General features: G+C 39.9%; 12 protein-coding genes. All 12 read right to left on the reverse strand.

Annotated elements, in window-relative coordinates:
• Positions 1-26: 26 nt before the first annotated feature.
• Positions 27-2,498, reverse strand: a complete 2,472-nt coding sequence (gene fliD, locus T375_RS12000) for a flagellar filament capping protein FliD (RefSeq protein ID WP_044938911.1) — start codon at positions 2,496-2,498, stop codon at positions 27-29.
• Between the two features lie 11 nt (positions 2,499-2,509).
• Entirely contained in the window at positions 2,510-2,935 is a 426-nt protein-coding gene (locus T375_RS12005; RefSeq protein ID WP_044938913.1) for a flagellar protein FlaG, read from the reverse strand.
• A gap of 817 nt (positions 2,936-3,752) precedes the next feature.
• The gene (gene csrA, locus T375_RS12010; protein ID WP_033152215.1) at positions 3,753-3,974 is read right to left on the reverse strand and encodes a carbon storage regulator CsrA; all 222 of its coding nucleotides are present in this window, start codon (positions 3,972-3,974) and stop codon (positions 3,753-3,755) included.
• Between the two features lie 2 nt (positions 3,975-3,976).
• On the reverse strand, positions 3,977-4,429 hold the full coding sequence (locus T375_RS12015; protein WP_044938915.1) for a flagellar assembly protein FliW: 453 nt from the start codon (positions 4,427-4,429) through the stop codon (positions 3,977-3,979).
• Positions 4,430-4,444: 15 nt separating this feature from the next.
• Complete coding sequence (locus T375_RS12020) at positions 4,445-6,076, reverse strand: flagellin N-terminal helical domain-containing protein (protein WP_044938917.1); 1,632 nt, start codon at positions 6,074-6,076, stop codon at positions 4,445-4,447.
• A gap of 138 nt (positions 6,077-6,214) precedes the next feature.
• Positions 6,215-8,101: a flagellar hook-associated protein FlgK gene (gene flgK, locus T375_RS12025; protein WP_044938920.1), complete on the reverse strand. Its 1,887-nt coding sequence runs from the start codon at positions 8,099-8,101 to the stop codon at positions 6,215-6,217.
• A gap of 20 nt (positions 8,102-8,121) precedes the next feature.
• Complete coding sequence (locus T375_RS12030; RefSeq protein ID WP_044938922.1) at positions 8,122-9,939, reverse strand: flagellar hook-associated protein FlgK; 1,818 nt, start codon at positions 9,937-9,939, stop codon at positions 8,122-8,124.
• A gap of 46 nt (positions 9,940-9,985) precedes the next feature.
• Positions 9,986-10,498 (reverse strand): flagellar protein FlgN, encoded by a 513-nt coding sequence (locus T375_RS12035; RefSeq protein ID WP_143064540.1) that lies wholly within the window; start codon positions 10,496-10,498, stop codon positions 9,986-9,988.
• Positions 10,499-10,515: 17 nt separating this feature from the next.
• The gene (gene flgM / locus T375_RS12040; RefSeq protein WP_033152224.1) at positions 10,516-10,797 is read right to left on the reverse strand and encodes a flagellar biosynthesis anti-sigma factor FlgM; all 282 of its coding nucleotides are present in this window, start codon (positions 10,795-10,797) and stop codon (positions 10,516-10,518) included.
• 748 nt (positions 10,798-11,545) lie between these two features.
• Positions 11,546-13,513 (reverse strand): ABC transporter permease, encoded by a 1,968-nt coding sequence (locus T375_RS12045; RefSeq protein ID WP_044938925.1) that lies wholly within the window; start codon positions 13,511-13,513, stop codon positions 11,546-11,548.
• On the reverse strand, positions 13,488-14,387 hold the full coding sequence (locus T375_RS12050) for an ABC transporter ATP-binding protein (RefSeq protein WP_044938927.1): 900 nt from the start codon (positions 14,385-14,387) through the stop codon (positions 13,488-13,490). The genes T375_RS12045 and T375_RS12050 overlap by 26 nt, the downstream gene beginning before the upstream one ends.
• A complete protein-coding gene (locus T375_RS12055; protein WP_033152230.1) occupies positions 14,371-14,757 on the reverse strand; it encodes a GntR family transcriptional regulator in 387 nt (128 codons plus the stop codon). The genes T375_RS12050 and T375_RS12055 overlap by 17 nt, the downstream gene beginning before the upstream one ends.
• Between the last annotated feature and the right edge of the window lie 188 nt (positions 14,758-14,945).

The raw sequence follows: 14,945 nt of genomic DNA on the forward strand, positions 1-14,945 counted from the left end.
AAAATCTAATATTGTATTACTTACTATCAACCACCTAATAGTGATGATATTGAAGAAGAATTGCTTTGTAATGTAGCCAACGCAGACTCCATTGCGGCAAATTTCTTATAATAAGCGTCTTCCATGTCCTGAACACGATCAGTCCATGTCTTAATCAATGAGCTGTAGTTTGAATACTCAGATGCCATTTCCTTATCATTGTAAACAGTGTAAACAGATTTAACTGCCGTAGATTTCATCTTTTCATCTAGCGACTTGTAAAGGCCAGATGTCATCTGCTTAAGGAATTCAATAACTCTATCTGGGTCCTCAGCTAAGGCTGCGCGGAGCTTTTCTTCATTACCAGATGTTTTGCTATCCTCTGAGTCACCATCGATATGGTATGCATAGCCTTCGTTCTTTTCTGCATTTAATGTACCAAGTGTATGGATACCGAATGTAGACCATGATATTTTCTCACCATTTACCTCATACACTGACATCATTGACATAGTCATTGCAGAAATGATACCGCTCAAACTTGTATCTCTACGAAGAAGCGAATCCTTAATCTTCTGCTCCCACTTCTCGATTTCTGTCTCAGACATCTCTGCCTTTTCATCATCTGTAAGTGGCTCGTAGTCCTTAGCAGAATCTGCATTGTAAAGCTTCTGCATCTCGTTCATCAAGTTGTTATATGATGTAAGGAAATCCTTAACTTTGTCGTAAAGAGCGTCAGTATCGTTGGAAACGTTTACTGAGATTGCACTTGTAGTCTTTGCTAAAGCTTCAATTGTAAGGCCATTGACAGTGATTGAATTAGTGTTTGATGTATATGTAACGTCATTTAATTTGATTATTGCATCCTCGCCATTTACCTTTGTTGCAGTATTTGAGTTATCAAGAGCAATATTTCCTGCTGTAACATTAGCAGCCAAATCTACTCTGTAGAATACACTCTGGACTAACTCAAGGTTATCGCTCTGAATCCAGAAGTCGCTGTAGCTACTATCATAAGCTGAATTCTTTACACCAAAGTTAGTTTCTACATATTCCTTCCACTTTTGGTTTGTTGGGTCAGCTAATGCAGCATCAAGTTGCTCCTGAGCAGCCTGCATTTTAGCAGATCTGATTGCGATTTCTTCTGATGTAGTAGCTGGAAGAGCTTTTGCCTCAGCTACTGCCACATACCCATCTCTGATTTCATTGATAGACTTTGAAATCTCCTGATAGGTTGCATCATTAGAAATATCATATGTTGATTTAGAATAAATCTGCTTTGCCAATGCTTCTAATTTATCAGAGTCACCAGCAATCTCAGACCAATCTATTTCGCCATCAGTACCAAACTTCAATACTTGAATTCCAGCATCTGTGGTCTCTGTCTTGTACACTTCCCCTGCAAATGTCTTGTTCAGATAATCTCTGAGGGCAACAACATCTTCATCTGTACTGTCACCTATTTCTGCAAGCAACTCTTTCCAGCCATCAAGATTCTTCTGGAATGAGTACTCTTTTTTATCGTCCCCTTCGCCAACCGAGAACTTAAGAGTTCTTGTAATAGCCGTACTCTTTGTTCCTGTTGTGTCGTATGTTGCAGAGTTATAAAGCTTTGTAGCTAATGTAGATAAATCATCCTCTGAAACAGTCGACCAATCTACTGCGCCAAATTTATCAGTATCGCTTGCGATATATGAAACAATTTCATCATACTCAGTGTTTGCTGTAGCTGATGAATCATTTTTATATTCCTTGATTTTTGCTAACAGACTCTTTGTATCTGACAGGTCATAGTAATTTTTTGCAGTTGTAAAATCAAAGAGCTTCTTAGCCAAAGTGTTGCTGGTGCTTTTAGTGATATCTTCAATTTCAGTGTTAGACATCAATCCCAGCTTATTTAACGCACTAAGTCCCTGTGAACTATTTGCAGAAATAGAGAAATCACCTTCCTTACCAGACGTTTTGGAACTGATAAAGAAACGCTGATTCTTCTCATCGAAATTGGCAATAACTCCAGCTTCATTAAGCTTATTTACAAACTGATTGATAGTCATAGAGCTATCGATCTCGATGTTTGTAGTCTTAGTACCTGTTCTTACAGCGATACTTGCTTTATCTAATGCATTGCTGTTCTTTATTCCAAGTGAAACCATAGTTGATGAGCCAGTAACTGATCCATCAAGCTCTCCACCTGTGATAAAAGCAGTCTTTGCAAGCTGGTTGATTTCAAGTGACTGGGTACCATTAATAGCGCTACCACTGGCTGTTGCTGTAGCCTTAGAGGTATCGCTAACTGTAGTCTTTTTTGCTGTATAGTTTGAAGAATAGCGCATAGTACCAACGCTAGTATACAAACTATATACTTTACTATTTAGGGTGCTCCAAGCTTCCTGTTTCCATGAGAGCTTTGTCTGCGCCTTTACATATTTGTCTTTCTTGTAACTGTATGCAGATACGAGGGCACCTACAATCGCCTCGGTGTCTAAGCCCGAAGCCAAGCCAGATAATCTAATAGGCATAACCCTACCTCCTATCTCTTTTCATCGACCATGATTCCTGCAAGCTCCCATGCCTTTGCAATAAGGTCAAGTGTCTGCTCTGCTGGGAATTCCTTAATGACTTCCTTTGTCCTTTTGTCGACCATCTTAATCATTACGCGATTTGTTCCCTCATGGATACCAAATACAGCCTCTGCATTTCCTTGTGCAGAATTAATTTTTTCTACAGCTTCTTTCAAAGAAGAAGATGCCTGCTTAGAAGAATTTTCCTCATCTTCGATTTCAGGGTTTGTAGAATAGTTTCTATTCTCAAATTCAGCAGCTTTGCTTTCTTTTACAGCAGCTGAAAAATCAACTATAGCATTATCTTTTTGCACTGCTTGTGCTGGCGCCGCTTTTGCTGAACTTCCCTGTCCCTGGTAGTTGCTAACTGCACTACTTACTTCGCCTATTTTCATTGTTTTCCTCCTTACGCCCAAGGGAATTTAGTCCCATTCTAAACTCCGTTTGGACAATATACATCCTTGTACTATGGGAAATTATTAGTTTTCTAATTGCTATATCGACCGGTGGGATATTAAAGTTTATAGAGAATTTAAAAAATTTTCTTTTTTCTTAGAAAAGAATGATGATGTTCTGATGTGTGCTTTCAATTGATGGGCTTTTGGGTGGCCTTTGAGGTGGCTCTTTGATGAGGTTTTTAATGATTTGCTGGCTTCAGAGGCCAGAGTTAAGTGGATTTCAGTATTTTCAATTTTCACTTATATAATTCTCGGGTGAAAGTTAAGTGGATTTTCTATTTGGATTATTTCCACTTAAAATCGCTCTTCGCTCTTAAGTGAAAATAGGATAAATATAATATCACTTAACTTTTTCTTCTCAATTCTCGACCGATTTAAGTTTATACGAAAGAAATGAGATTCCACTTAACTCTATCTTAATTTTAGTTAAGTGAAAATATACATCCTGAAATTTAACTTAACTTTAATTCAAATTTTTTAACCTATTTTAAGTTTATTTATATTTTTCTAGAATAAACTTAACCGCACTACGACTTTTTAAGTGAAAAACATCCATAATAATTTTTCACTTAAAAATTCCAAGCACTATCCATGAATCTATGCCCTTATAATGCACCAAGTTTTCATTTTTGTCACTCTACTTTTGGTAGAATGCTATATTTAGGCCTTTTTAAATAAAGATTTCTCCGCAGGAGAAATTTCCTACTAAAATAAAAAAATCCAGCAACCGCAGTTGCTGGATTTATCCTTATTACTAAAGTAAATTCTTGAGTGCTTCCAGGTCGTCCATGCTGATTGCCTGTGCTTCCTCGTTTTCTTTTTGAATTTCTAAGTATACTTCTTTTCTGTAGATAGATACTTCCTTTGGAGCTGAAATACCAATCTTTACCTGATCACCGCGAACCTCAAGGACTGTAATCTCGATGTTGTTGTTGATCATGATAGCGTCGCCTGTTTTTCTTGTTAATGCCAACATCGTTACTCACCATCCTTTCCATGTATTGCGTCATGAATAAGGTAGCGTACTGGCTCATTGCCCTCGATGATAATCTGGTCACCGATGTTTGTGTCTGTATTGATGATGATAGGTGCCTTAAGATTAATCGATGCTTCCTTAGGGTTCTTTGGTACTCTGACTGTGACAAGCATGTAAGTATTGTCTGCTGTGAGCTCGCCAAGCTGCTCAAGTGCATCAACGTTGAGCTCAGGTGCATAGTCTGGCTTAACCACGTGAGGCAGCATTACTGGCATAGCAAAGTCTGTCTCATCAAGTGACTGAAGCCACATGATATTACCTTTGTCTTTCTTCTCTTCGTCGAAAATGAGTGTGTATCTCTTCATGTCTGGGAAACCAATAAGACCATGGATGAGATTGATGATTTTTTCTTCTGCAATTTCAATTTCGCCGAACAGTCTAGTTTTTACCTGCATTATCCCTTCTCCTTTTTAGATGTAATTTAGTAATGTCGAATCACCCAGCTTTCCTGCTGCGGTGAGCGAAGCCTGATATGCGGTGTAAGCTGCTGTGTAGTCGATGATGATTTGGGATAGATCTACATCATCATTCTCTGTCTGTAACTGCTGAACAGTCTCTCTTTGATCACCTACTCGTACCTTTGTGAGGTCTAAAGACTGCTCCTTACAACCCAAATCAGTTATAGCTAATGATATTTTATCACAATATGACTGAATATTGCCTATTTCTGAGTCAAAAAGTTTTATCATATTGTTATTATAGTAATCATATTCCTTCTGAGCTGCATCTTCCCACTTGTCGAGCCATTCCTGATCTTCGTCAGAAGCATACTGAGTTTCACCCTTCATCCCCTGGATTGTATCAAGTTTGTCGTATGCAGCGATAACTCTTTGTACTGCATTCATCATTTCATCAATGTCGCGCTGAAGCGAGCTGTCGAAAACATCTGAAGCCTCAGTGTTGATTGCGATAGTCTGATTTGCAGCTATTGTATATTCGATGTCAAAGTGGATAACGTTTCCATTTGCATCGAATTTTGTGTATTCATTGTTAGATGTAAGTGTTGCACCTGTGCTATCAATCATCTTGGTGCAGTTGTAGTAATACTCTGGACGAAGCTGGCCCTCGTTGAAGCCTGTCTTGTCGTACTGCACTGCAAGTTCAGCTTTGTTAGTCTTAAGAGTTGATGCAACAGTATCGCCAAAAATAATATCGCCTGTTTCTCTAATGAAAACTATTTCGTTATCGTCAACCTTCTTTATCTTATCGGTTGTATCTGCATTAGCCCAATCAGTTTCATTCTCGTATACCCTCAATGAAAAACCATTGGATGTTAACGCTCCACCAGAAGTATCATCATTGTATACTCCGTTTGTTTCTGTAAACGTAAAAGATATATCAGGTGTATCTGTGGTATTGCCCTCGTACTTTATATTAATACTATTTACAGAATCTATATCCTTGTAGTTAAGGCGAAGTCTGTAATAGTCAGTCTCTGTGATGTCAGAAATCAAAGCTGCATTATTCTTTGGTGCAAGAACCTCTGTCTCTGTTGTAGGAACAACTACATTTCCAGAATAATATCTGTGCTCTTCCATTAAATCCTCAATGCTAAGAGTCTGGTCGATTCGATATTTTGTCTTCATCTCGTCTTCTGTAAATGTAAGATTGCTATTTGTTCTGTATCCTGTGAAAACAGTACGGTTTGCATAGTCTGCGTTGCCCTCTGCAAAAAGAGCCTTCTGAAGTGACTCAAGCTGAGTAAGCATTGTCTTTCTATCGCTCTGGCTGTTGTAAGAACCAGTAGAACCGCCTACGCAGATTGTCTTGCAGTCTGTAGCAACATCGCTGATATTAATGAGAGCAGTCTCAGTAATATCAAGCCACTGATTTGCATCAGGGATGTTCTTTGAATAATACTGCGATACCTGTGATAATGTTGTTGCAAGTCTCAGCGAACGAACAGCAATTACAGGATCATCCGATGGTTTGTCAATTCTCTTCTGAGATGTCATCTGCTTATTTCTAGTGTTGACTACCTCTTTAGCGCTATTAATGTTTGACGCCGAGTTATTCATTATCATCTTATTAGTTACTCTCATAATACTTACCTCTAGTCCGTTAGTTACGCTCTCAAGCATCATATTACTCAGTTCAATACACATTTCACTTGAGTAACATGATAGCTTGATAGCTACTAACTCATTGAAAAACTTAAATTGTTCTATTTACTCGAATTGTCACACACCAGTATTTAGTATCAACCTATCATATATTTCGGAGAATACGGAAATACATTTAGATGCTAGGTTGTATGCGTTTTGGAACTTGATTAAGTCCAAAGCCTCTTCATCTTCATCAACACCCGCAACTGACATTCTCTGCTGAGAAATTGAAGACTGGATGTTGGTAAAGTTTGTTGTGAAAATCTGGCATTCCTGTGTGTCGATTGTTACATCTGCGTAGATACACTGAAGGAATGCATCACCACCGCCGCCTCTGAACATTGTTGTTTTGCTTTGAAGTTTCTGAAGCTCAACTACCAAATCCGCTGCATCAACACCTGATGTAAAGTTTTCCTGTGTTGTTGTAGCAAACTTTCTTGCATCCTTATCAGTTTCCTTGATGATGGATACGTTGCCGGCGGTCATTAAATAATATGTTTCATAAGAATTTGAAAATGTTTTTCCTGTGACAGATACTACATTTCCATCTGTATCTTTTACTGTATCTACAAGCTCGTCTCTCATCTGGTGCTCTGAGCTGGAATCCAAATCATCCTTTGCAATAAAGAATGCAGTCATTGCATTTCCATCCAAATCCACACCGCTCTGCTCGATTTGATTAAACTTCTGGCAGAAGTTTCTCAGGAACATGTTCATCTGATTCTGATAATATGGGATACCCATGTAGTCCACATCGTCACCAACCTGAAGTGAACGGCCTGCCAGCTTGCTTGCTACATCGCTTGTGATGGCATCTGCGTCATCCAAATTGAATGTGACAGAAACCACATTGCCTTTTGAATCCGTTGTGAAGTCAAAACTCTGATAGCTGAACAACATGTTGTTTGTGCTTATCTGTCCACATTTTGGCATGTTGAACTCGTTTATATCAGTGATGCTAAGGTTTGTAACTGTGATTGAAGTTGCAGTTGCAGATGAAACTGTTGCATGCAAGTTTTCATTGTTGTTTCCGTCACGAACCTCGAACATAGCCTTCAGCTCACCACCGCTTGAGCTTGGAGTAGCATTAAATGCATTTCCATCCTCTTCCCAAACAATGTCGTAAAGACCATCGATATCTGACTGGTTGTACATCTGGTCAGTTTCTCTTGATACAACCTTGAGTCTGTTGTACTCGTATGTATCTACCAGCTGCTGGCCGTTGATGTATACCTGGAAGTATGTTGCACCTGTGTACATATCTGGGTTGTTTGTGTTTGTAACGGGTGTCTCAACCGCTTTTACATCAACAATCTTTGAAAGCTTGTCTATCAAAAGTGAACGCTGATCTCGAAGCTCGTTTGCATGACCACCGCCCTGCTCGATAACGTTAATCTGCTTTGTAAGGATGGCCACCTTTTCTGAAACAGAGTTGATATCATCAACAGCAGTCTTGATTTCATCGTTGATAGAGTTCTGTAAATCCTGCAGCTTTGTGGATAACTGGTTGAAGTATTCTGTAAGCTGCTTTGCAGTAGAAATAAACTGCTTTCTAACTGTATCGTCACCAGGGCTTCCCTGAAGGGTGCTCATGGCGTTAAACATTTTTGTGTAGATAGTGGTGAATCCAGATTCCTTATTAGTCTCATTGAAATAATCCTGAATCTGATTCATGTAGTACTGCTTTTTCTCGTAGAAGCCCAAAGCTGTGCTGTTGTTCCAGTATTTCTCATCGTAATATAAATCACGGCTCTGAGTTACAGACTCAACCTCAACACCTGTACCGGTTGTACCATATGCCTGGTAAACTCGAAGTGCAGATGATGCAACTGTGTTTACAACCTGCTTGCTATATCCAGTAGTATTTACATTGGAGATATTGTTTGCAGTTGTATTGATCTGAGCCTGAGCTGTGTTCAGTCCAGAAGATGCAATTGTCAATCCAAAGAATGTTGATGACATAAGCTATTTCCTTTCCTGCTTTACAAAGATGTAAGCAGATGTTCTATCATTTCATTTACTACGTTTATATATCGGCTAGCTGCATTGTAAGCTGACTGATATTTAATCATTATTGTAAGCTCTTCGTCTGAAGATACTCCGATAACACCCTGACGGCTGAATTCGATTTCTTCCTTTGTGCCTTCAAGAGATTGCTCTGTGCTAGAGTAAACGCTACCTGTGTTGGCAATTTCGCCAATCCACTTTACGTAGAATCCGTTGTATCCACATGGTGTTGTATCGCTTGGATTCAAATTGAAATCTGTCTTGTTCCAAATAGCACTAAGATTCTGACCAAGTGTCATATCCACCTGTGTCTGGTCCTTGTAAACCTTGTGTGGAATGTAAGATTCCTGCTTAATCAAATCTTCGTTAACTGTCAAAGATTTGAGAGTGTAGCACTTTGATGTGTCTGTAATATCCTCTTCGTTGTAAAGATATATCGTCTTTGTTTGAGTCTCATTATTTGCGTCTGTGTAAGTGATTGTCGCTGTTGTATAGCGGCTGCAACCATTTCTTACAAACAACTCACGTGGTGGAAGCTCTCCATCAGATCCAACCGAACAATTTGCCTCATCCATAACCTGGATGTTCTTCATCTGGGCGTCAGTAGGGTTGACTGTAACCTGATATCCTTCTTCGTTTACATATGTGTAGGAAACGTTTGTAACATCTCCTAATGCAGATGACATTGATGTAAGTGGGCTGTAGATATTGTTGATATCAACTACCAATTTATGAATCAATGTATCAAGCTCTGCCTCTGAATTCATCATGATTGAGTTTGCAATTCCATCCTCGTATACATCAGCGGAAATGGTATTTCCATTCTCATCGCAGTAGCCAAGGTAATTGCTCCAGCTATCTCCTCTTGCAAGAAGAAGGGCCTTTATTTCACCTTTATCTGTATCTCTTTCAGCACTTACATTTCCTAAGTTGAAAATAGGATAATATGTGTTAAGAGACTCATCATCCTCGCTTACAATATCTGAAAGCTGAGGCCAGTAAGGTGTGATGAAACCTGTCTTCTTATCTTTTAAAATACCTACTTCGTAGTAGTTATTTTCATCAATAAACTCAACACCTTCGATTTCAACATGAACGATACCGTTGTAATCCTCACGGTAGCTCATCTTTGTAAGGCCTGAAAGTTTATCCAAAAGTAAATCTCTGGTATCGCGAAGGTCCATGGCCTTTTCAACACCAGCTGCTTCAATCGCCTGTATTCTTTTATTTAAATCGACTATCTTCTTTCCGATATCGTTGATTGTTTCCAAATCTTCCTGAATCTTCGAGTTGATGATAGTCTGATAATCTTCAAATCCATCCTCTACAGCCTGAGCTCTAGACAAAAAAAGACTAGCCTTCTGCAATACAAGGTTCTGATTAACTGTATCAGAAGGATCCTTGGCGAACTCCTCAAATGCCTCTTCGAAATCGGCAATTGCCTGCTTGAAAGCCTCGCCCTGGGTCTCCTGAAGCTGTGTCTGAACCTCCTGCACTGCTTCTGAACTAGCGCTATAAAAAGAATATCGTCCATTCTCTGAGCGATAAGCTTTATCTAAAAAGATATCGCGAGCGTGGACGATTGTTCCTACCTGCACACCAAGGCCAGCGTACTGTGTGCTGACCGATGCGTTTCCTATTTTTCTATAATCTCTGTCTTCGTAAACAACCTGCTCACGTACATACCCTTCAGTATTTACGTTAGAAAGGTTGTTTGCAGTTGTATTTAATCCATGTGATGCTGACTGTAGGCCTGATGCCCCAACATATAAGCTTCCAAAACTATTAGCCATAGTCTATCCTCCAAAGTCTTACTAAAACTTTAAGGACATCCTTTTCCTACTGTTTAGCATCAAATCGTATATTACCTAATATTTCGCCTGTAGTTGTAGCATCTTTTCCGTAATTTGCTGTCTGTGGCGCCTGCTTCACACTCTTAATAAGAGTAATATCAAACTCCACCATTTCAATTGCCTGCTTCAGCAAGTTCTGAGTCTGAAAATTCAGCACCTGAACTTCATCAGCAACCTTTACCAATTGATCTCGTGCTACAGTAAGCCTTTCCTGCTCTACAGGTTGGTTAGCCAGATTATTTATCATCCATGAAACAGTAACCTGCTCACCATCATGCCCCATTACCGAAGCAATACTCTTCAACAAATGGGCGCGTTTATCCTCCAGTTTAAGCAGGGAGTCTGCAATGGCCTGCTCCTGAATGGTAATAGCTTCAAGTACGTCAAGCTTCTTATGGATAATAGAATCCTTCTTTTCTCCATTAAGATTAATTAACTTTTCATATTTCGACCTTTCACCATCCATAGTTAGGATCAATTCATCCAGTAAACTAGCCACGCTTTTCCCTCACAAAACTAAAGAATAGAACCAAACTGAGACATAAGCTTATCAGCAAAGTCCTCTGTGCTAACTTCATAAGTGCCAGCCTTAATTCTAGCCTTAATATCAGCTACAAGATCCTCTCTGATATCTGAAGCCTCAGATACTGCTGCCTTTGCAACATTAAAATCACGACCAGTAGATGAAATCTGAACCTCATCGCGACCCATGCTGTTTGTTTTTGCAGCCTGTGATGTGTTTTTAGTGTTTGATGTCTGATAGAGCTGAGCTACCTGGTTGTAAGCCTCTATACGCATATCGCCACACTCCTTTCCTCCCTGTGTTTACGTCGTTTTATGTCACATTAATTCTAGATACACTTTTCTTTACAACTCATTTATCGGTACTCCCAACCAAAACTTTAGAGCATTTTTAAATTTTTTTCAAATTTTTCTGAAAAAATCACACTTGGACCGCCGCCCCGCCCCCTCTAGTTGGCTGGGCCCTCATCCCTCCCTATGTATTTTGTGGGAACCTCCCTCCCCCGGCTGGGCCGTGACACCCTTGCTTATTTACGCTGACAGCGCAAGGATTATAGTTTTTCTTAGCATCACAAGGGAGCATTAAGTGCGTGTCCTTTAATTGGTTTTGCACTTCGAAGCCACTGTGGGTAGAGGGCAGACATATGTAGATTACAAATGTCGCGGCAATTATTCCTAAGCTTGCTGTGGAGATTAATACTTATAAATAGTGTGTGTCTGCCTACTCTACCAACAGCGGCGTTAGAAGTGCAAAGAATTTAAAGAACACGCACCATAAAAAATGCGACACGTGATACTTAGAAAAACATAATCCGCAGACGATGCAAGTAAATAAGCAAGGGTGTCACGGCCTAGGCGAGGGGAGGGAGGCTCTTTGTATAACGATAGGGAGGGATGAGGGCCCCACATTTACCCAGGCGGGGCATGGGGCGGCGGGATTTGGGCAAAATAAGTGCCCCAGGGGTGAGAGGTCCCTGGGGCTGTTAGAGAATTGTATCGGATAGAGAATTAAGATGTAAGCAATTTAATAGTAGTCATAACCCATACGCTGGTTATACTCGCCGTATGTGAGGATTTCCTCATCATCGGTGTAGAAACCTTCTTCTTTGAGGGCCTGCAATGTGTTTGTACAGTCTCGTGTGAGCTGTACGTAGATGCTTTGCTCATATCTGACATATGAGCTTCCGTATTCGTAGCCCCAGAAGAAGTCTGTGTCTGAGAAGTATGGAGTCTTCTTGTTTTGGATTGTGAAGCTGAAGTCGTTGTATAGTTGGTCTTCGTTATTGTAGTAGTCAGTGCCAAAGCTTGTAGTGAATAATTTGCCGGCATCTACGTCCTTCAATACTGCTTCGTAAACTCTTGCGAATTTTTCCTGCTTCTCACGGTCTGTAAGATAATCAAAATCTACGTATGTAGAGTAATAATCTTCAAGGCTTTCATCATAGAGGTAGCCGCTAAAGCTCATCTCTGTGATTGTGCAATCATCGTAAATGTTGCCGATGACATGCTCTTTAATCTGGATTGGTGAATTTACAAAATCAAGGATTGGTTCTGTAGCTGCAACATACTGTGCGCTAACCTCTTCTGATTCTGTGTCTACAACTGAGTAGTCACGAATGATTGTCTTACCATTCTTGAGCTTGTATTTGATTGTAAATGAGTTGCCAGGTACATCTGAGTAAAGCACGTTTACATCACGAAGCTCCTTTTTGTCCTCAAGGAAGTTCTTGTGAAGCTCAATCATTGTGCCTATTTCGTCTTCATCAGTAAATACCATAGCGTAATCACAGTTGAAACCTACCCATTCAACGTCGTTTGCATTTGGCACTTTGTTTTCGATTTTGAAAACATCAAGTCTAAGGCAAAGAAGAACTACCAAAGCTGCTGCAGAATAACCTGCACAGTATAAAAACTTCTTTGCTGAGAATACTCGTACAGTCTTCTCTATCATCATCTGTGTCGCGTAGAAAAGTATGCATCCGATGATAATGGCCGATACGATAGCGATAGCAAACTTTGTGCTGTATGTAAGTGTTTTTGCCGCATTGATCATTTCTGCAACAAATCCACCTGCAACCATTGAAATGAAGAATGACATTCCAACAGTAAATACTGGCTTGAGGAATGGTACGGCAATGAAATCGTGTACTGTTTCAAGCTTCTTGTATTTGTAAAGCATGTAAGCGATGAATGTAATCACTACTGCTGCTACTGCGTAAATAGCAAGATATTTGGCTCCAGTCAATTCATATGAGAAGCCTATAAGTTTGCCATAATCATCTGTGTCGACAACTGCGTTTATTCCACAGTTTGCGCTAATGAAGAATGATGGCGTCAACATTGTTGAGTCTAAATCAGACAATGCTGATGACATACCAAACATCAGGAATGATGCTGTGATTCTAAATGCAACTTCCATCAGTGTGTATAAATAACAGAAGATGAAGTAGAATACTACGCTTGTAATAATCTGGCCTGATGTCATCATTGAGAAAACTGCTATGGAAATAAACAGCTCTGTTGCAACTGCAACTATCAATGTCCAGTACCAGATAGCATCTATAGCTGGTGCCTTTTCAACAAAGGCAACGATTGTCATGATGATGCTGTTTACTACAAGTGGCACAAGGCTCACAAGGGATGCTGTTGTAAATCCTGTAAAGAACAAGCTCTTTCTGCTAACAGGAAATGCGTGCATCATGTAGTTGTCGCGCTTGTTAAATAAGAACCAGAATGTAATGCCTGTGGCCACAATGGCAACTGTAAGTGCCAGTCCTGACTTTGGCACATACTGCATATGCTGATAAAGCATAATTTCACGTGTGTATCCTGATTCGACATACCATGAATTATCAAAATCAGCCATGGTAAGCACAAATGATATAGGAATCATGAGTAATAAGGCGATGAAGTATAACAGTCCTACTATCCAAGTCCTACTAAGATTTTTCTTAAACAAAGCCATGTTAAAAAATGATGTCTTTGACTGCATAGTTCTCACCTCCCAACTCGTAAATAAAGATTTCTTCCAATGTAAGTGGAAGCACATCCATCAAAAGTGGATTGAGTGCACCAATTGCACGCTCGGCTGCTCTAGGCTCGCCCTTAACAATAAGTGTGTGTACTCGTCCATTTGTAATCTTCTTAAGCACTTCTATTTCTGGTGGGAGGGCAGGCATATCACCATCAAATGCGATTTGAATCTTTGTGATAGATGTCTGCAACTCATCAAGTGAACGCTCGATGAGAATCTTTCCATTATTCATGATTCCCACATGGTCACATACATCCTCCAACTCACGAAGGTTGTGTGAGCTGACCAAAACTGTAAGACCATTCTCCGAAACATCAGACATGATAAGGCTCCAAATCTGACGTCTCATAACTGGATCAAGACCATCCACAGGCTCATCCAAAATCATAAGCTCTGGACGGGCTGCAATGGAAAGCATGAATGCAACCTGCTTTTGCATACCCTTTGAAAGTGTACGAACCATTTTCTTTGGGTTGATGGCTGGGAAACAATCCATGATTTTCTTGAATAGTACTTCGTCAAACTTTGGATACATGTCCTTGTAGAATTTCATCATATCCATGGTGTTGGCCTGAGTGAAATAGAAAATATCATCTGGAATTACAGTGAACATCTTTTTCAACTCAGTGTTTTCATATACTGGCTTGCCATCGATTGTGATTTCACCAGCATCCTGCTTATATACACCGCAAAGATGGCGAATAATTGTTGATTTACCAGCGCCGTTTGGTCCCACGAGACCATAGATGGCGCCGCGCTCAACATGCATATTTAATCCGTCGAGGGCTGCAAAATCGTCAAACTTTTTAGTTACGTTATTTACCTGTATCATGTTCAGTCCCTCCCTTCGCAAGCTCTTCAATACGTTTGATAAGAATGTCCTTATCTTCGCACAGATACAGAAGTTCTTTTACAATCTCATCGAATTCTTTCATCAATTCTTCATTCCTCCCTGATGCAACGTCAGCTCGCTGTGCAGCGAAGCTTCCCTTGCCCGCAATCGTGTAGATGTAACCTTCTTGCTCTAGCTCTCGATACGCCTTCTGAATAGTATTTGGATTTATTGACAGGTTGGTGGCTAGCTCCCTTACACTAGGCAGCTTTTCATCCTGCTTTACCGCACCAGATACTACTAGGCGCCGAAGCCCGTCTTTTATCTGCTCATATATAGGCTTCGAATCTCGGTAGTTTAACTGAATCATCTAATACCTCCCCTACTAGGTATGTGTGTATGACACTGTATTACGTGTTCTAATACACTTATAGCACGATTGGATTTTTTCGTCAAGGGTTAAAAATAGATTTTCTACTAAAAAGAAAGAGAGAAGTCTTCAAAACTTCTCTCTTCCTTTTGTTATTGTTAATTATAACTTTCTAATATATTTTCTAC

The sequence above is a fragment of the Pseudobutyrivibrio sp. LB2011 genome (assembly GCF_000701765.1).
Taxonomy (GTDB): domain Bacteria; phylum Bacillota; class Clostridia; order Lachnospirales; family Lachnospiraceae; genus Pseudobutyrivibrio; species Pseudobutyrivibrio ruminis.

Coding starts and splice junctions, on each gene's coding strand:
- csrA (WP_033152215.1), bottom strand. CDS start 3,974: ATGTTGGCATTAACAAGAAAAACAGGCGACGCTATCATGATCAACAAC.
- flgK (WP_044938920.1), bottom strand. CDS start 8,101: ATGTCATCAACATTCTTTGGATTGACAATTGCATCTTCTGGACTGAAC.
- T375_RS12005 (WP_044938913.1), bottom strand. CDS start 2,935: ATGAAAATAGGCGAAGTAAGTAGTGCAGTTAGCAACTACCAGGGACAG.
- fliD (WP_044938911.1), bottom strand. CDS start 2,498: ATGCCTATTAGATTATCTGGCTTGGCTTCGGGCTTAGACACCGAGGCG.
- T375_RS12050 (WP_044938927.1), bottom strand. CDS start 14,387: ATGATACAGGTAAATAACGTAACTAAAAAGTTTGACGATTTTGCAGCC.
- T375_RS12030 (WP_044938922.1), bottom strand. CDS start 9,939: ATGGCTAATAGTTTTGGAAGCTTATATGTTGGGGCATCAGGCCTACAG.
- T375_RS12045 (WP_044938925.1), bottom strand. CDS start 13,513: ATGCAGTCAAAGACATCATTTTTTAACATGGCTTTGTTTAAGAAAAAT.
- T375_RS12055 (WP_033152230.1), bottom strand. CDS start 14,757: ATGATTCAGTTAAACTACCGAGATTCGAAGCCTATATATGAGCAGATA.
- T375_RS12015 (WP_044938915.1), bottom strand. CDS start 4,429: ATGCAGGTAAAAACTAGACTGTTCGGCGAAATTGAAATTGCAGAAGAA.
- flgM (WP_033152224.1), bottom strand. CDS start 10,797: ATGCGTATAGAGGCTTACAACCAGGTAGCTCAGCTCTATCAGACATCA.
- T375_RS12020 (WP_044938917.1), bottom strand. CDS start 6,076: ATGAGAGTAACTAATAAGATGATAATGAATAACTCGGCGTCAAACATT.